Raw genomic sequence first — 16820 nt, 5'->3', positions numbered from 1 at the left:
CAGCACTCCCCCTCGCTGCCGATCCCTCGGATGGACGCACCCGATCGGGTGATCAACATCGCTCCTAGCGAGGGGGACACACAACATGACAGCGCGACACTGGAGGGGCCGGGGCCGAGCCGCGGCACTGCTCCTCACCGTAGCCGGACTTGTCCTGGCACCGAGCGCGGCCGACGCCGTGCCGAAGACCGGCAAGCCGGTGGGCAACGTCGACGTGGTCGTCGGCGTCGACGGCGGCGTGCACGTCGAGGGCTGGGCCTGGGACCCGGACTCGACGGCCAGCGTCACCGTCGTGGTCACCGTGGCAGGCGGGTCGACCTCGACCCTCGCCAACCAGCCGCGCCCCGATGTCGCGCGCGTCTTCACCGCGGCCGGCGGGTACCGAGGCTTCTCGGTGAACGCCGCAGCCCCCGGCGGCTCGCAGAAGGTCTGCGTGCGGGCCGTGAACATCGGCTCCGGGAGCGACAAGACCTTCCCGTGCGTGACCGTCGACGTGCCCGTGGCCGACCAGGCGCCCGTGGGGCACCTCGACGCCGCGACTCCGACGCTCGGCGCGATCGACGTCGCGGGCTGGGCGGCCGACCGCGACTCGTCCTACCCGGTCGACGTCGAGATCTCGCTCAACGGCGTGCCCGCCGCGACGCTCACCGCGTCCGAGGAGCGGGCGGACGTCGCCAAGGCGATCCCCGACCTCGGTTCCGCCGTGGGCTTCTCCGGCCAGATCCCCGCCGCGCCCGGCACGTACGAGGTCTGCGCGACCGCGTTGGACATCGCCGGGACCAGCGACACCACGTTCCCCTGCATGGAGGTCACCGTGGTCGGGCGTGCGCCCGAGGGTGAGCTCTCCTCCGTGACCGACACCGGGCTGGGCGGCCTGCAGGTCATCGGGTGGGCGAACGACGCGGACAGCGCCGCGCAGACCCCGGTGGCCCTGACTCTCGACGGCGCGGACGCCGGCGTCGTCCAGGCCTCCGCGACGACCCCGTACGGCTTCACCGCGGACCTCGCCGCCGACCCCGGCCAGCACACCGTGTGTGCGGTCGCGCTCGACGTCGAGGGCTACAGCGACACCGCGCTCGGCTGCCGCACCGTCACCGTCCTCGAGCACTCGCCGGTCGGGGAGCTCACCGCCGCGACCGAGGACCTGTCGACCCGTGGCATCCTCCTCACCGGCTGGGTCACCGACGCCGACACGCTCGACCCGGTGAAGCTGCAGGTCTCGATCGACGGTGCGCCGACCACGACCACGGCCACCACGGTCGCTGCCGCCGGTGTCGCGCTCGAGCCGAGCACCGCTGCCGGTTCGTTCACGCTCTCCGCTCCTGCCTCCCTCGGCGAGCACACGGTCTGCGTCACCGCGACGAACGTCGGCTTCGGCTCCGACACCGACCTCGGCTGCCGGACCGTCGCCGTCCTCAAGCACGACGTCGTCGGCCACCTCGACAAGGTGACGGCCGGGACCGACTCGATCACCGTGGCCGGCTGGGCCGCGGACCCCGACAGCACCGACCCCATCACGGTCGCGGTGGCGATCGACGGCGTGCGGAGCGACCTGACCACCGGCAGCCCGCGTCCGGACGTCGCGAAGGTGTTCCCGCAGTACGGCGACTCCACCGGCTTCACCGGAGTGCTGCCGGCCGCTCCCGGGACCCACGAGGTCTGCGCGACCGGCATCAACGTCGGCCCGGGCTCGAGCACGACCTTCCCGTGCCTCACCGTGACCATCGAGGCCCCCGCTCCCGAGCCCACCCCGGAGCCGACCCCGGAGCCCACGCCCGAGCCGACCCCGGAGCCCACGCCGGCGCCCGACGTCGCGCCCGCGCAGTCCCAGGTCCCCGGCCCGACCACGACCGGCGTGCCCGCCGGCACCGCGCTCACCGTGCACGAGGGTGACCTGACGATCACCACGCCGGGCGCCGTCGTCGACTCGCTCGACATCCGCGGCTACCTGCGCATCAAGGCTGCGAACGTCACGGTGATCAACACCGTGGTCCGCGGCCGTGACGGGCTGACGACCGAGATGGCCCTGGTGCAGAGCTCCGGCTACACGGGCGTGCGGATCATCGACTCCGAGATCGTGGCGGACTACCCGACCTGGGGCGTCGACGGCTTCGTCGGCAACAACGTGACCTTCACCCGGGTCAACGTCCACGGCGTCGTCGACGCGATCAAGCTGACCGGCGGGAACGTGGTCGTCGAGGACTCGTGGCTGCACGACAACCTCTACTACGCGACCACCCCGGCCGGGCACGACACCCACTCGGACAGCATCCAGATCCAGGGTGGCTCGAACATCGAGATCCGGAACAACGTGCTCACCGGCTCGACCAACGCGGGCCTGATGATCACCCAGGACCGGGCCGCCGTCTCGAACCTCACCTTCGCCGGCAACATCGCCGACAACGGCGTGTGCACGATCAACGTCGCCGAGAAGTCCTACGGCCCGGTGCAGGGCCTGCAGATCCTCGACAACGCCTTCGGCGTCGGGCAGAGCATCGACCACTGCGCGGTGATCACGCCGCTCACGACGTCGAGCATCTCGACCATCTCCGGGAACACCTTCAGCGACGGGACGGCCTTCAAGGTCAACCGCGGCTGATCCCACGACGCGACGGGGCCCCGGTCCGCCCGGCCCGGGGCCCCGTCGCGGCGACCGGCACGCGGTCGGCGGAGGCGTCGGGGGTGCCCCCCCCCGCCCCCCCCCCCCCCCCCCCCCGGCCCCCCCCCCCCCCCCCCCGCCCCCCCCCCCCCCCTCGACCGGCACGCGGTCGGCGGAGTCGTCGTGGGTCAGTAAGCGCCGCTGGGCCGCAGCACGGCCCGCAGGGTCTTCCAGAGGATCATCAGGTCCATCATGACCGACCAGTTGTCGACGTAGCGCAGGTCGAGCCGGACCGACTCCTCCCACGACAGGTCCGAGCGGCCGGAGACCTGCCACAGCCCGGTCAGCCCGGGACGCACCCGCAGGCGCCGATGGGCGGCGTCCTCGTACCGGGCGACCTCCTCGCCGAGCGGCGGGCGCGGCCCGACGAGCGACATCTCGCCGCGCACCACGTTGAACAGCTGGGGCAGCTCGTCCAGCGAGTAGCGCCGCAGGACGCGACCGACCGGGGTGACCCGCGGGTCGTCACGCATCTTGAAGAGCATCCCGTTGCCGTCGCTCTGCTCGGCGAGCTTCGAGCGCCGGCGGTCCGCGTCGACGTACATGCTGCGCAGCTTCCACATGGTGAACGGTGCGCCGTCGACCCCGACCCGGGTCTGGCGGTAGAAGGCCGGCCCGCGCGACGTCGCACGCACCGACAGTGCGGCGAGCGCGATGATCGGCGAGGCGACCATCAGCAGGAGAGCACCGGCGATCCGGTCCATCGCGGTCTTGGCGATCAGCCGGCGACGAGGTGCGGCGACCTCGAGCTCGAGCAGCGAGAGACCCGCCGTGGGGCGCAGCGTGATCCGGGGCCCGGTGACCTCGACCAGCCCCGGAACCACGACCAGCTGGGCTCCGACCCGGTCGAGCGCCCAGGACAGACGACGCAGCGCATCGGGCGACAGCGCCGGACCGGCGACCACCACGACGTCGACCGCGCGGTCCACCACGACCTGGGCGACGTCCGCGACCGCCCCGACCACCGGTAGGTCGGCGACGTCCTCGACCTGACCGACGCTCGGCAGGCATACCCCGGTGAGCCGGTAGCCGTGGTGGCTCGACCGGCTCAGTCGCCGCGCGATCCGCTCGACGTCCTCCTCCGGGCCCACCACGACGGTGTTCCGCATCGCGAGGCCGTCGGCGCGGGCGTGGTGCAGGAAGCGCCGGTGGGCGTAGCGGACCAGCGCGACGACGGCGATCAGCGTCGGGGCCCCGACGAAGACGAGCAGGCGCGACACCTCGGCCTTGGTCGCGTACGAGAACGCCATGACGATGGCGGCGCCGATGGCGCCGGCGCGCAGCACGGCCTGGAACTCCTCGGGCCCGTCGCCGAGCAGGCGGGGGTCGTAGCCCTGGCGCATCCAGACCAGCAGGCAGAAGACGGCGGCCGTCGAGGCCGCCAGGAAGACGACGTCCCACACGGGGCCGAGGACACCGATCAGGAAGGCGGCCGAGACCACCATGGCGAAGACCGCGTCGAGGGCGATGGTGCGGTGCCGGTAGACCGTCGCGATGCGCGGCCATCGCTGGGACGTGAGCGCGGCGTCGTTGAACGGCGTACCGCGGTACTCGACAGGCTGGGGGGACGCCCAGGACCGGCGCGGCTCGACGGCGGCACCACGACGGTCAGGGACGACGGGCCAGTCGAGCGAGCGGTCGATGGCGAGCGTCACGAGCCACCTCTTCCTCGCACGCAGCGGGCAGATCGGCTGGGGGTCACCCCGAGGTTACCGCGGGGTATTGGTCCTGAGATGTCCCCAATGCCCGATTTCACCCGTTCGGAACGTGCGCCGGACGAGTCCGTGACCCGGCCGTGACCTCCATATCGATTCAAGCCGAGTGGAAGCGCTGCTGGGCTGCCGCGAGCCCCTGCACGACGAGCATCTCGACCGCATCCGCAGCGGCGTCGACGAGCCACGGCAGCTCCTTGGCCTCCACCGAGCTGAAGTTGGCCAGCACGAAGTCCGCCGGATCCATCCGCCCCGGCGGGCGCCCGATGCCGACCCGCACGCGCAGGTAGTCGCGCGTGCCGAGCGCCTGGCTGATGCTGCGCAGGCCGTTGTGGCCGCCCTCGCCACCACCCGACTTGAGCCGCACGGCAGCGAACGGCAGGTCGAGCTCGTCGTGCACCACGACGACGCGGTCGACCGGCACCTGGTGGTAGCGCGCGAGCGCCGCGACCGGCCCCCCGGACACGTTCATGTACGTGGTGGGCTGCGCCAGCAGGACGCGGGGGCCGGGCACCCCGCCCGGCAGCATGCCCAGACGAACGTCGGCGACCTTCGCGCGCGACCGGTCCGACCCGAATGCCGTCGAGGCGCGCTTGGCGAGCTCGCCGGTGACCATCTGCCCGACGTTGTGCCGGTTGCCGGCATACCCCGGACCGGGGTTGCCGAGGCCGACCACGAGCCACGGTGTGGTCATGTCACCTCCGCCCGCCCTGCGCCACCACGGACGCAGGGCGGTGAGCAGTCGCTCAGGCCTCGTCGGCGGTCTCCGCCGACTCCTCGGCCGCCTCGACCTCGAGCTCGGCGCCCTCGGCCTCGCCCTCGGCCTCGGTGGCCTTCGGGATGGTGACGGTGACGATCACGGCCTCGGGGTCGCCCAGGTACGTCGCGCCCTCCGGCAGGACGAGGGCGGACCCGTGCACCTGCGCGCCGGCCTCGAGACCCTCGACCGAGACCTCGATCGCCTCGGGCAGGTTGGTCGCCTCGGCCTCGACCGTGACGGTCTGCGCCTCGACCATGTGGATGGTGCCCGGGGCGGACTCGCCGGTCACGTGGACCGCGACCTCGACCGTGACCTTCTCGCCCTTGCGGACCACGAGCAGGTCGACGTGCTCGATGTCGTAGCGGACCGGGTCGCGCTGCACGTCCTTCGCGATGGCGAGCTGCTCGGTGCCCTCGATGTCGAGGGTGAACAGCGCGTTCGCGTGCTTGAGCGCGAGCATCGTCTCGTGGCCCGGCAGCGCGATGTGCTGCGGGTCGGTGCCGTGGCCGTAGAGCACGGCCGGGATCTGGTGGGCACGGCGCAGTCGACGCGCGGCGCCCTTGCCGAACTCGGTGCGGATCGTCGCGGCGAGCTTGTTCTCGGACGTGGCAGCCACAGGTACTCCTTGTTGTCTCGTGGGGTGGTGACCCCGGAAGGGCGGTGTGCCCAGGCGCGGGACAGCGGGCGCGCCAGGCGCACCGCGTCGATCACGGAGACCGCAGGCAGGTCAGCCCGCCCGCTCTCCCTCGCCGAGGCAACCGGAACAGTTTAGCCGCTCGTCCGGGGTGCGTCGTCCACGTCCGCCCAGCCGTGCCGGACGACGACCTCGACGACGACCTCCTGCTCGCCGGCCTCGACCGGCACGGCCGCGGCGGCCCGCATCGCCATCCGCCCGGCCACCGGCGCCACGTCGCCGGACCCGGACTCACGCACGTCGATCACTCGGCCGAGCTCACGGCCGGCGAGCGCGGCGAGCTGTCGCGCGGCAGCGACCGCGTCGGCGAAGGCCAGCTCGCGCGCCTGGCCGCGAGCGGCGGACTGGTCCGACACCTGCAGCGTGGTGCCCTCGAGCCGGGCCGCGTCACCCGCGGCCTCGAGCGCAGCGCCGATCACCTCGCCCGCTCGGACCAGCTCGCGCAGCCGCGCCTCGACGGCGATCGTCACCGTGGTGCGCGGCAGCCGGGTCGCGGTCTGCTCCCCCTCCTGCACCGTGGCACCGGGATCCGTCCACGCGTGCGTCGCTGCGGTGCGCAGGTCGCGGTCCGCGACGCCGGCCGCCCGGAGCGCCACGAGGAGCGCCTCGGCGGCCTCCACGGCGGCCTCGTGCGCAGCCCGCGCCGAGGTGTCCGAGGCCTGTGCGGCGAGCCGCACGACCGCCACGTCGGGCACCACGGGCACCCGGCCGCTGCCGACCGTGGTGATGCCACCACCGCGACGGAAGCCGGGGTCACCCATCAGGACGCGCCGTCGAAGAGCGAGGTCACCGACCCGTCGTCGAAGACCTCGCGGATGGCCCGGGCGAGCAGGGGAGCGATCGACAGCACGGTGAGCTGCTCGAAGCGGCGCTCCTCGTCGATCGGCAGCGTGTCGGTGACGACCACCTCGCGCGCGCCGCAGCCGGACAGCCGCTGCGCGGCGGGGTCGGAGAGCACACCGTGGGTCGCCGCGACGATCACGTCCTTCGCACCGGCGGCGAGGCACACCCGGACCGCCTCGGCGATCGTGCCACCGGTGTCGATCAGGTCGTCGGTGAGGATCGCGGTCCGTCCCTCGACGTCGCCGACCACCCGGTTGGCCACGGCCCGGTTGGGCCGGGTGATGTCGCGGGTCTTGTGGATGAACGCCAGCGGGCAGCCGCCGAGCTTCGCGGCCCACTGCTCCGCGACCCGGATCCGACCGGCGTCCGGCGAGACGACCGCGACGTTCGTGGGGTCGACCCGGGTCCGCACGTAGTCGACCAGCAGGGGCATCGCCCAGAGGTGGTCGACCGGGCCGTCGAAGAAGCCCTGGGTCTGCGCGGAGTGCATGTCGACGCTCATCAGCCGGTCCGCGCCGGCCGTGCGGAACAGGTCGGACATCAGCCGGGCCGAGATCGGCTCGCGGCCGCGGTGCTTCTTGTCCTGGCGGGAGTAGCCGTAGAACGGCAGGATCACGGTGATCGTCTTGGCCGAGGCGCGCTTGAGCGCGTCGACCATGATCAGCTGCTCCATGATCCACTGGTTGATCGGCGACGTGTGGCTCTGCAGCACGAAGGCGTCCGCACCGCGCACGCTCTCGCCGAACCGCACGTAGATCTCGCCGTTCGCGAAGTCGTAGGCCGTGGTCGGGACGAGCTCGACCCCGAGCTCGCGTGCGACGTCGTCCGCCAGCTCAGGGTGCGCCCTGCCCGAGATGAGGACGAGGCGTCGTTCCCCGTCGGTCGAGACGATCCCGGTCATGACCGCGGCTGCCCTTCGTTCGTGCCATCACTGTCGTTCGTGCGATCACTGTCGTTCGTGCGATCACTGTCGTTCGTGCCATCACGGCCGTTCGTGTCATCGCTGTCCTGGCCGCGCGCATGGCCTCGCAGCTCCAGCTGTGCCTGCGGTGACAGGGCCGTGGGCTCCTCCTCGGTGACCCCGAGCGCAGCACGCGCAGCGGTCGCCGACGGGCTGGTCGGCCGGCGGCGCAGCACCCAGCCGTCGATCGTGCGCTGCGGGGCGGTGTTGATGCCCAGAGCGCCGGCGGGCACGTCCCGCCGGATCACCGAACCGGCGCCCGTGTAGGCGCCGTCCCCGATCGACACGGGCGCGACCAGGGCGTTGTCCGAGCCGATCCGCACGTGGTCACCGACCGTCGAGTGGTGCTTGGTCACGCCGTCGTAGTTGACGAAGATCGTCCCCGCGCCGACGTTGCTGTGCTCACCGATCGTCGCGTCGCCGACGTAGGACAGGTGGGGCACCTTCGAGTGGGCGCCGATCGTGGCGGCCTTGGTCTCGACGTAGGCGCCGATCTTGCCGTGCTCGCGCAGGTCCGTACCGGGCCGGAGGTAGGAGAACGGACCGACCAGGCTGTCCGGACCGACCTGCGACCCGAGCACGTGGCTGCGGACCACCTGGGCGCCGGCGCCGATCGTGGAGTCCCGCACCGTGGTGTCCGGGCCGACCACGGCTCCGGTATCGACCACCGTCCGGCCCGCGAGGTGCGTGCCCGGCAGCAGCGTGACGTCGGCGGCGAGCTCGACGTCGACGTCCACCCAGGTGCTCGCCGGGTCCATCACGGTGACGCCCTCGATCATCCAGTCGGCGAGGATCCGGCGGTTCATCTCCGCGGCCAGCCGGCCCAGGGCGAGACGGTCGTTGACCCCCTCGACGATCATCGGGTCGTCGACCCGCACCGCGCGCACCGCGCCGCCGTCGGCCCGCGCGAGCGCGAGGACGTCGGTGAGGTAGACCTCGCCCTGAGCGTTGTCGCGACCGAGCCGGCCGAGGCCGGACCGGAGCACCGCCGCGTCGAAGACGTACACCGAGGAGTTGATCTCGGCGATCGCGCGCTCCTCGGCGGTTGCGTCCCGGTGCTCGACGATCCGCAGCACGTCACCCGTCCCGGGCTCGCGCACGATCCGGCCGTAGCCCGTCGGGTCCGCGACCTCGGTGGTCAGGACCGTCACCGCGTTGCCGTCCGCCAGGTGCGCGGCGACCAGCTCGGCCAGGGTGCCGCCGTCCAGCATGGGGATGTCGCCGGCCATCACGACGACGGGTCCGGTGACGCCGGGCAGCGGCTCGCCGGCCAGCGGGGTCCCGGCCGGCATCCCCGCACCGTCACCAGTGCCCGCCGCCGTGGCCGCGGCCGCCGCGTCGAGCACCGACATGGCGCACTGCACGGCCCGACCGGTGCCCGGGATCTCGTCCTGGTCGGCGATCAGGGCGCTCGGGGCGAGCTCGAGGGCGTGTGCCGCGACCCGGTCACGCCCGTGGCGCACCACGACGACGAGGCGGTCCGGCTCGAGGTCGCTCGCCGCGCCGATCGCGTGCCCCAGCATCGTGCGGCCCGCGAGGGCGTGCAGGACCTTGGGTGTCGTCGACCGCATCCGGGTGCCCTCACCTGCGGCGAGGACGACTACGGCGGCGGGTCGAGCTGCGGTCACCAGGACTCCCGTCGATTCACCTGCGAGGTCGGCCGCGGCCACTCTACCGTCGCCCCGCGGTCGCTGAGACCGCGGGCCGACCGCCGGCCACGGGTCCGGCTCGGGCTCCGCCCCCAGGATTCGAACCTGGACCGCAAGGCTCCAAAGGCCTGCGTGCTGCCGTTACACCAGGGCGGACCGCCCGCGAGCGTTCGGCGCTGACGCGCCGCCGGGCCAGTCTGCCAGCCCGGACCGGATGGCACGGCATGATGGGCGGGTGGCCACCACTCGACCCCCTCGCGCCAGGATGACCGCTGCCCAGCGCCGCGAACAGCTCCTGGACGTCTCCCGACAGCTGTTCGCCGAGAAGGGGTTCGAGGGCACGAGCGTCGAGGAGATCGCCTCCCGGGCCGAGGTGTCCAAGCCCGTCGTGTACGAGCACTTCGGTGGCAAGGAAGGCGTCTACGCGGTCGTCGTGGACCGCGAGATCCAGGCCCTGACGGGGGCTCTGACCGGCGCCCTGGAGGCCGGCGGCCACCCGCAGGTGCTGGTCGAGCGCACCGCGCTGGCGCTCCTCGACTACATCGAGTCCTCCACGGACGGGTTCCGCATCCTGGTGCGCGACTCCCCCGTGACGCAGTCCACCGGGACCTTCTCCAGCCTGATCGGCGACGTCGCGATGCAGGTCGAGCACCTGCTCGCGGCGCAGTTCAAGCGACGCGGTCTCGACCCGCGCACGGCGCCGATCTACGCACAGATGCTGGTCGGCATGGTCGCGCTCACCGGGCAGTACTGGCTGGACGCCCGCAAGCCCAAGAAGGACGAGGTCGCCGCCCACCTGGTGAACCTGGCGTGGAACGGGCTGTCGGGTCTCCAGGTCAAGCCGAGCCTGCGCGGTCAGGCATGACCCTGCGGACCGACGAGGTCGACCGGATCCTCGAGGCCTGGCGCCGCGAGCGCCCGGACCTCGACGTCGAGCCGTTGGCCGTGCTGTCCCGGATCACCCGCCTCGCCCGTCACCTCGCGACGGCACGGTCCGGTGCGTTCGCCAACCACGACCTGGAGCAGTGGGAGTTCGACGTGCTCTCCGCGCTGCGCCGGGCCGGGGCCCCGTACGAGCTCTCCCCCGGCGTCCTGGTCACCCAGACCATGGTGACCAGCGGCACGATGACCAACCGGATCGACCGGCTCGAGGCCCGGGGGCTGGTACGTCGCGGGCCGGCCCCGGCGGACCGCCGCGGCGTGCTGGTCCGGCTCACCGACGCCGGACGGGCCCGGGTGGACGCAGCGCTCGCCGACCTGCTCGACGTCGAACGCACCCTGCTGGCCGACCTCGAGCCCGCCGACCGCGCGCGTCTGGCCGAGCTGCTGCGGGTGCTCGTCGCGCCGTTCGACGCCTGACCGGACGGCCCGGCGTCCTGCGCGCGACGATTGACGATCCAGGATTTGTTCTACAAAGTAAGACACATGCGGACGACCGGCGCTCTGGAACTTGACGTGCTGCTCGCGGTCGCGCGGCACGACGGGTCGGCCTACGGGCTGCTCGTCCGGGAGGAGGTCAGCGCGGAGCGGGGCCGGGAGCTGTCCGTCGGCGCGACCTACACCACCCTGTCGCGCCTGGAGACCAAGGGGTTGCTGACCTCGCGCACCACCGACCCGCTGCCCGTGCGCGGCGGCCGCTCTCGCCGGGAGTACCGGCTCACGACGGCCGGGCACCAGGTGCTGGCCGCCGAGCGCGAGCGGGCCGCGCGGCGGTGGGGCTCGGCCCCGCAGTGGGGCCCCGCATGAGCCCCGACGAGCGCGGAGCCGGTCGCGCCGCGGACCCGGCCTCCGCCCTCGGACCCACCGGAGCCCTCGAGCGGTTGCTCACCCTCGTGCTGGCCGGGCTCGTCCGGGACGAGGACGAGTTGCTCGGCGATCTCGCCGAGGCGCGCGCAGGGGTCGCGGCCTCCCGGGGGGAGCGTGCGGCACGCCGATGGTGGTGGGGCCAGGCGCTGCGGGCAGTGCCGAGGCTCGGGTGGCACGACCTGGTGCACCGGCCGGCGATGGCCCTGCTCGGGCTGGCGGGGTTCGTCGGCTGGGTCGCACTGACCTCCGTGGCCTACACCGCCTCGTGGTTCCCCACCGTGAACCAGTCCTACGACATGGCCCACCCCGTGCTCCCACGGCTGAGCGACGTGATCGTGGCCACGACCGCCGCCGGGGTCTGGAACCTGCTCGCCGCCGCGCTGGTCGGCGCGGGGACCGCTCTCTTGGCCCGCCGGGCACGCCTCGTCCCCGGGTTGGTCTCCGCCGCGCTCATGGCGCTGATATCGGCGCGGCACGCCTTCTACATCGTCTACGGCCCCGGCACGTGCGCGACATCGCCCGACGGTTCGGTCGAGACCTGCTCCCTCGAGCTCGGCGCGTGGTCCGACGACGTCGTCGTCCCCGTGCTCTGGCAGCTCCCGACCATGATGATCCTGCTACCCGTCGCGACGGTTCTCGGGGGTCTCGCGGTCGTCGCCCGGGTCCGAGCACACCGCGCCCGGGGCCAGGCCGCGCCTCCCCGGTGAGGACCCGGCTCTCAGCCGGCCGTCTCCGCGGCCACGAGCCACTCGTCCTCGAGCGCGGCGCGCTCGGCCTCGACGTCCCGCAGCTCGGCGCCCAGGCGCAGCAGCGCCGCGTGGTCGGCCGCCTGCGCCGCCATCGAAGCGTGCAGCCGGTCGACGTCGGCCGAGAGCCGCTCGAGGCGGCGTTCGATGCGCGCCAGGTCCTTGCGGGCCTGGCGCGCCTGCGCAGGCGTCGGGCCCGCCGGCGTCGGCGGCGCCTCGGGCACGGGCCCCGTCCCGGCGAGGTCGACCCGCTCCCGGGCGGCCGCGCGCAGCTCGAGGTACTGCTCGACCCCGCCGGGCAGGTCACGCAGCGCGCCGTCGCCGAGCAGCGCGACCTGGCGGTCGCAGACCCGCTCGAGCAGGTAACGGTCGTGCGAGACCACGACGAGCGTGCCCGGCCAGCCGTCCAGCAGGTCCTCGAGGGCGGCGAGGGTGTCGGTGTCCAGGTCGTTCGTCGGCTCGTCCAGCAGGAGCAGGTTCGGCTCCCCGACCAGGAGCCGGAGCAGCTGGAGCCTGCGCCGCTCACCGCCGGACAGGTCGCGCACCAGCGTCTGGCTGCGCCCGCGCGCGAAGCCGAGCCGCTCGACGAGCTGGGCGGCGGTGAGCTCCGCGCCACCCACCACGACCCTGCGCCGCTCGCGCTCGACCACCTCCACGACCCGCAGGTCGGCCAGCTCGTCGAGCTCCGCGACGTCCTGCGTGAGGGTCGCCACGACGGCAGTCTTGCCGCGGCGCACCCGCCCGGAGTCCGGCGCGAGCTGCCCGTCGAGCACCTTGAGCAGCGTGGTCTTCCCTGCCCCGTTGACCCCGACGAGGCCCCAGCGCTCACCCGGCCCGAGCCGCCAGGTCACGTCGTCCAGCAGCGCCGGGGCGCCCGGGTAGCCGACCGTGACGTCCTCGAGGTCGACCACGTCCTTCCCCTGCCGCGACGTCGCCAGGCGCACGAGCTCGGTGGTGTCCCGCGGCGGGGGCTCGTCGGCGATCAGCGCTGCGGCCGCGTCGAGCCGGAAGCGTGGCTTGCTGGTGCGGGCCGGCGCTCCGCGGCGCAACCAGGCGAGCTCCTTGCGCAGCAGGTTCGAGCGCTTCTCGGCCGCGACCTGTGCCGTCCTGGCGCGCTCCGCGCGGGCGAGCACCCACGCCGCGTAGCCACCGTCGAGCGGGGCGACGTCGCCCGTCCCGGTGACCTCCCACGTCCGGGAGCACACGGCATCCAGGAACCACCGGTCATGGGTGACGGTCACCAGGGCGCCGTCGGCGGCGGTGAACCGGCGCACCAGGTGCTCGGCGAGCCAGGCCACACCCTCGACGTCGAGGTGGTTGGTCGGCTCGTCGAGCAGCAGCACGTCGAGGTCGGCGACCAGGAGCGCCGCGAGGGCGACCCGGCGGCGCTGACCGCCGGACAGGGTGTCCACCGCCGCGTCCAGCGCGACGTCGGCCAGCAGCCCGTCGTGCACCTCGCGGATCGCGGCGTCCGAGGCCCACGCGTGCTCCGCGGCGTCGCCGTGCACCGCGTCGAGCACGGTGCCGTCGAGCGCCGGGTCCCGCTGGTCGAGCAGCCCGACGCGCAACCCCCGCACGTGCGTGACGCGCCCGCTGTCCGGCACCTGGGTCCGCGCGATGAGCCGCAGCAGGGTCGACTTCCCCGACCCGTTCGGGCCGAGCATGCCGATCCGGTCGCCCGAGTCCAGGCCCAGGCTCACGCCGTCGAACAGCGTGCGGACGCCGACGGACAGGCCCACGCCGTCCAGGCCGAGCAGGTGACTCACAGCACGCGCGCCCCGCCGACGGGGCCGACCACCCAGGCGACCTCGTCGGCCTGGCCGGCGGCGGTGACCGCCGCACCGATCGCCATCGCGTGGCGGCGGCTGCGGGCCAGCGCGGCGACGGTCGGACCCGAGCCGGTCACGACGACGCCGAGCGCCCCGGCGCTGCGTGCCGCGGCGACCGTCTGCGCGAGGTCCGGCGCGAGCTCGAGCGCGGCGCCCTGCAGGTCGTTGCCGAGGTTGCGCCCCACGGCCTCCAGATCGGCCGCGCGCAGCGCGGTGAGCAGCTCCCGGTCCGGCTCGGGGTCGGCCAGGCCGGGTTCGGCGAGGTCGTCGAAGCGCCCGTACACGTCGGCCGTGGACAGGCCGCTGCGCCGGGTCGCCAGCGCCCAGTGGTACCGGCCGCGGCACAGCGCCGGGCTGATCAGGTCGCCCCGGCCGGTGCCCACCGCGGTGTGCCCGTGCAGCAGGAACGGAACGTCGGCGCCCAGCTCGCCGGCGAGCAGCGCGATCCGTTCGCGGGTCAGGCCCGCGTCCCACAGCGTCTCGCAGGCCAGCAGCGCGGCGGCTGCGTCGGCCGAGCCCCCGGCCATCCCGCCGGCCACCGGGACCTGCTTGCGCAGGTGCAGGTGCACGGCCGGCTCGATGCCGACCTCGGCGGCGACCAGCTCGGCGGCGCGCCATGCGAGGTTCGTCGCATCGGTGGGGGTGACCTCCGCGCCGGGTCCCTCGACGGTGACCGTCAGCTCGTCCGCGGCGGTCGCCACGACCTCCTCGTACAGCGACACGGCCTGGAAGACCGTGGCCAGCGGGTGGTACCCGTCGTCACGCCGACGCCCGACGCCGAGGCTCAGGTTGAGCTTGCCCGGCGCCCGGGCCGTCACGGCGTCACGGGTGCTCACGACGCCCACTCTGGCACGGTGCCCGCGGGCCTGCTCGCGGGTCCGCGGGCGGGTACCGCAACGGCCCCGCCCGACCGGGAGGCCACGCGCGGCTCAGCCACCGAGCGCGACCCCGGCAGCGACCAGCCGTTCGGTGACGGCGGCGAACTGCTCCACGGTGAGGCGTTCGCCACGGTCGGTCGGCTCGACGCCGGCTGCAGCCAGCGCCTCCGCGGCGGCGGCCGACGACCCGGCCAGCCCGGCCAGCGCCGAGCGCAGCATCTTGCGTCGCTGCGCGAACGCCGCGTCGACGACGGTGAACACCTGCTCGCGGGTCACAGCGGTCACCGGGACGGGTCGGCGCTCGAGCGAGACGAGCGCGGAGTCGACCCGCGGCACGGGCCAGAACACCGCACGGCCGATCGGCCCGGCCGGGCGGGCGTGCGCGTACCAGGCGGCCTTGACCGACGGGATGCCGTACGTGCGCGACCCGGGCGCGGCGACCAGCCGGTCGGCGACCTCGGCCTGGACCATCACGAGCACGCGCTCGAGCGAGTCGAACCGCTCGAGGAAGGAGAGCAGCACCGGCACCGCGACGTTGTACGGCAGGTTCGCGACCAGGGCGGTCGGCGCCGGGTCGGGCAGCTCCCGGACGTCGAGGGCGTCGGCGCCGACGACCGTGAGCCGGTCGGCGGCCTCGGGCAGCCGGGACGCGACCGTGCTCGGCAACGCGCCCGCCAGGACCGGGTCGATCTCGACGGCCACCACCGACGCCCCGGCCTCGAGCAGCCCCAGGGTGAGCGAGCCGAGCCCCGGGCCGACCTCGACGACGCGCTCACCCGCCGACACCCGCGCGACCCGGACGATCTTGCGCACGGTGCCCGGGTCCACCACGAAGTTCTGCCCGAGGGTCTTGGTCGGGTGCACGCCGAGCGCACCGGCCAGCTCGCGCACCTGGCTCGGTCCGAGCAACGCCTGGGTCATGCCGCGAGCCTAGGGCCAGACGGCCGCGCCCGAACGCGCCGAGGTCCGGCCCCCGTCGTGGGACCGGACCTCGGGACTCCGCTCGCCCGGTGGCTCAGCGCAGGCCGAGCTTGGCCGAGCAGTAGGGCCACTGGCCCCAGCCGGAACGTGCCTGCAGCGCCTGCGCCCGCTGGGTCTGCTCGGCGGCCGACGCCTGGCTCGGCAGGCCGGAGCCACCCATCGCACGCCAGGTCGGCAGCGAGAACTGGTACAGCCCGTAGTAGAGGCCGTTCGAGGACACCGCCGTGGGGTTGCCGCCGGACTCGCACTGCGCGAGCCGGGCCCAGACGTCGCCGCTCACGGTGCTCGACGAGCTCGACGAGGTCGTGGCCACCGGCCGCGCCTTCGTGCCGACCTCGACGACGGCCGTGACCGGCTCGGTGGTCACGTCGTCGCCGAGCTGGGTCCGGGACTCCTCGGTACCGTCCACGAGCGTGACCTCGTAGGTGAGCGTCCGCTCACCCGCGACACCCTGGGTCACGGTGCGGCTCTGCCCCTTGTACAGGCTGTCGGTGGACCGCGTCTCGGTGTCGAAGTCGATCGCCTGGGTCTCGGTGGTCTCGTGGACCACGACCCGCTGCACGAGGACGGTCAACCGTCCCGCGTCCCCGGACGGCAGGATCTGCACCCGGTCCGGGGTGGCGAGGAGCACCTGTGCCTTGCCCAGTGCGTCGGCGAGGCTCTGTGCGCCGTCGACGGTGGTGGTCCGGCCGTCGGCGACGACGTCGACCGAGCCGCTCACCGTCAGGTCGACGGGGAGCTCGGCGCGGTCGTGCGACCGGGACACCATGAGCCGGACGTCCTCGCCGCGCAGCGCCAACGAGTCGAGCGCGTCCTGCGCGGACAGCGCCGTCGACCAGACCGTCTGCTCCGTGCCGTCCACGGAGAGCGTGAGCTCGTGGCCGTGGCGCACCACGACCGCGGTTCCGTCCTGCAGCGCCGTCGTGCCGGCCGGCGAGAGCGAGTCGTGCTCGCCGAGCTCGACACCTTGCGCGGCGAGCAGGCCGTCGACGTCACCGGCGAAGGTGGAGACCTGCTGGGTCGCGCCGTCGATGTCGAGCGTCACGACCTTGTGCGCCTGGGCGAGCGCGATGCCGCCGCCGGTGAGCGCGAGCGCCCCGGCGGTCGCGATCACGACCGGGACGCGCAGTCGTCGGGCCAGCGGTCGGGTGGTGCCCGTCTCGGCGGTCTCGCCGGGGGCCTGGTCGGGGGTCTGTTCGGGGGTCTGGTCAGGGGTGGTGCTGGAGGGCGTGGGTCGCGCGAACACGCGGCGCAGAGCGGAGAAGGTCACCGAGATCCAGTCGTCGTGCCATCCGGGCACAG

At 73.8% G+C, this 16820-nt stretch carries 15 protein-coding genes and 1 tRNA gene; 5 read left to right on the top strand and 11 right to left on the bottom strand.

The annotated features are described in order from the left end of the window. Positions 1-85 precede the first annotated feature (85 nt). Positions 86-2599 (top strand): right-handed parallel beta-helix repeat-containing protein, encoded by a 2514-nt coding sequence (locus tag OEB99_RS15945; RefSeq protein WP_263578274.1) that lies wholly within the window; start codon positions 86-88, stop codon positions 2597-2599. 188 nt (positions 2600-2787) lie between these two features. Here OEB99_RS15945 and OEB99_RS15940 read toward each other — a convergent pair whose 3' ends face one another. The 7 genes from OEB99_RS15940 to OEB99_RS15910 all read right to left on the bottom strand — a co-directional run bounded on the left by OEB99_RS15940 (position 2788) and on the right by OEB99_RS15910 (position 9434). After that, a complete protein-coding gene (locus OEB99_RS15940; protein WP_263578273.1) occupies positions 2788-4314 on the bottom strand; it encodes a sugar transferase in 1527 nt (508 codons plus the stop codon). Between the two features lie 157 nt (positions 4315-4471). After that, positions 4472-5065: an aminoacyl-tRNA hydrolase gene (pth, locus tag OEB99_RS15935; protein WP_263578272.1), complete on the bottom strand. Its 594-nt coding sequence runs from the start codon at positions 5063-5065 to the stop codon at positions 4472-4474. A 52-nt stretch (positions 5066-5117) separates the two neighbouring features. Further along, positions 5118-5747 carry a 50S ribosomal protein L25/general stress protein Ctc gene (locus OEB99_RS15930; protein WP_263578271.1) on the bottom strand — a complete coding sequence of 210 codons (630 nt, stop codon included), beginning with the start codon at positions 5745-5747 and terminating at the stop codon, positions 5118-5120. 152 nt (positions 5748-5899) lie between these two features. After that, positions 5900-6586, bottom strand: coding sequence for an SIMPL domain-containing protein (locus OEB99_RS15925; protein ID WP_263578270.1), 687 nt, complete (start codon positions 6584-6586; stop codon positions 5900-5902). Continuing rightward, positions 6586-7569 (bottom strand): ribose-phosphate diphosphokinase, encoded by a 984-nt coding sequence (locus OEB99_RS15920; RefSeq protein ID WP_263578269.1) that lies wholly within the window; start codon positions 7567-7569, stop codon positions 6586-6588. Before OEB99_RS15920 ends, OEB99_RS15925 begins: the two co-directional genes overlap by 1 nt. Beyond that, on the bottom strand, positions 7566-9257 hold the full coding sequence (gene glmU, locus OEB99_RS15915) for a bifunctional UDP-N-acetylglucosamine diphosphorylase/glucosamine-1-phosphate N-acetyltransferase GlmU (RefSeq protein ID WP_263578268.1): 1692 nt from the start codon (positions 9255-9257) through the stop codon (positions 7566-7568). The genes OEB99_RS15920 and glmU overlap by 4 nt, the downstream gene beginning before the upstream one ends. A 105-nt stretch (positions 9258-9362) precedes the next feature. Further along, positions 9363-9434: transfer RNA gene (locus OEB99_RS15910), tRNA-Gln, on the bottom strand. Positions 9435-9543: 109 nt separating this feature from the next. On the opposite strand from OEB99_RS15910, the gene OEB99_RS15905 reads away from it, so the two are divergent. From OEB99_RS15905 to OEB99_RS15890, 4 genes are all read left to right on the top strand, one after another. Beyond that, on the top strand, positions 9544-10143 hold the full coding sequence (locus tag OEB99_RS15905) for a TetR/AcrR family transcriptional regulator (protein WP_263578297.1): 600 nt from the start codon (positions 9544-9546) through the stop codon (positions 10141-10143). Further along, positions 10140-10637, top strand: a complete 498-nt coding sequence (locus OEB99_RS15900) for a MarR family winged helix-turn-helix transcriptional regulator (RefSeq protein ID WP_263578267.1) — start codon at positions 10140-10142, stop codon at positions 10635-10637. The genes OEB99_RS15905 and OEB99_RS15900 overlap by 4 nt, the downstream gene beginning before the upstream one ends. Positions 10638-10703: 66 nt before the next feature. After that, positions 10704-11024 carry a PadR family transcriptional regulator gene (locus OEB99_RS15895; protein WP_263578266.1) on the top strand — a complete coding sequence of 107 codons (321 nt, stop codon included), beginning with the start codon at positions 10704-10706 and terminating at the stop codon, positions 11022-11024. Next, entirely contained in the window at positions 11021-11791 is a 771-nt protein-coding gene (locus OEB99_RS15890; protein ID WP_263578265.1) for a hypothetical protein, read from the top strand. The genes OEB99_RS15895 and OEB99_RS15890 overlap by 4 nt, the downstream gene beginning before the upstream one ends. An 11-nt stretch (positions 11792-11802) precedes the next feature. Here the strand turns inward: OEB99_RS15890 and OEB99_RS15885 are convergent, their stop codons facing one another. The 4 genes from OEB99_RS15885 to OEB99_RS15870 all read right to left on the bottom strand — a co-directional run bounded on the left by OEB99_RS15885 (position 11803) and on the right by OEB99_RS15870 (position 16818). Beyond that, positions 11803-13596, bottom strand: coding sequence for an ABC-F family ATP-binding cassette domain-containing protein (locus tag OEB99_RS15885; protein WP_263578264.1), 1794 nt, complete (start codon positions 13594-13596; stop codon positions 11803-11805). Then, entirely contained in the window at positions 13593-14495 is a 903-nt protein-coding gene (locus OEB99_RS15880) for a 4-(cytidine 5'-diphospho)-2-C-methyl-D-erythritol kinase (RefSeq protein WP_263578263.1), read from the bottom strand. The genes OEB99_RS15885 and OEB99_RS15880 overlap by 4 nt, the downstream gene beginning before the upstream one ends. Before the next feature lie 93 nt (positions 14496-14588). Beyond that, positions 14589-15458 (bottom strand): 16S rRNA (adenine(1518)-N(6)/adenine(1519)-N(6))-dimethyltransferase RsmA, encoded by an 870-nt coding sequence (gene rsmA / locus OEB99_RS15875; RefSeq protein ID WP_263578262.1) that lies wholly within the window; start codon positions 15456-15458, stop codon positions 14589-14591. 94 nt (positions 15459-15552) lie between these two features. Further along, positions 15553-16818 (bottom strand): resuscitation-promoting factor, encoded by a 1266-nt coding sequence (locus tag OEB99_RS15870; RefSeq protein ID WP_263578261.1) that lies wholly within the window; start codon positions 16816-16818, stop codon positions 15553-15555. Positions 16819-16820 lie beyond the last annotated feature (2 nt).

The sequence above is a fragment of the Actinotalea endophytica genome, from assembly GCF_025717005.1.
GTDB lineage: Bacteria > Actinomycetota > Actinomycetes > Actinomycetales > Cellulomonadaceae > Actinotalea.
The sequence above is the reverse complement of the archived record's forward strand: the minus strand, read 5'-3'. Positions and strand labels throughout refer to the sequence as shown.

Coding starts and splice junctions, on each gene's coding strand:
- OEB99_RS15905 (WP_263578297.1), top strand. CDS start 9,544: ATGACCGCTGCCCAGCGCCGCGAACAGCTCCTGGACGTCTCCCGACAG.
- OEB99_RS15920 (WP_263578269.1), bottom strand. CDS start 7,569: ATGACCGGGATCGTCTCGACCGACGGGGAACGACGCCTCGTCCTCATC.
- OEB99_RS15900 (WP_263578267.1), top strand. CDS start 10,140: ATGACCCTGCGGACCGACGAGGTCGACCGGATCCTCGAGGCCTGGCGC.
- OEB99_RS15895 (WP_263578266.1), top strand. CDS start 10,704: ATGCGGACGACCGGCGCTCTGGAACTTGACGTGCTGCTCGCGGTCGCG.
- pth (WP_263578272.1), bottom strand. CDS start 5,065: ATGACCACACCGTGGCTCGTGGTCGGCCTCGGCAACCCCGGTCCGGGG.
- OEB99_RS15945 (WP_263578274.1), top strand. CDS start 86: ATGACAGCGCGACACTGGAGGGGCCGGGGCCGAGCCGCGGCACTGCTC.
- OEB99_RS15925 (WP_263578270.1), bottom strand. CDS start 6,586: ATGGGTGACCCCGGCTTCCGTCGCGGTGGTGGCATCACCACGGTCGGC.
- OEB99_RS15890 (WP_263578265.1), top strand. CDS start 11,021: ATGAGCCCCGACGAGCGCGGAGCCGGTCGCGCCGCGGACCCGGCCTCC.
- rsmA (WP_263578262.1), bottom strand. CDS start 15,458: ATGACCCAGGCGTTGCTCGGACCGAGCCAGGTGCGCGAGCTGGCCGGT.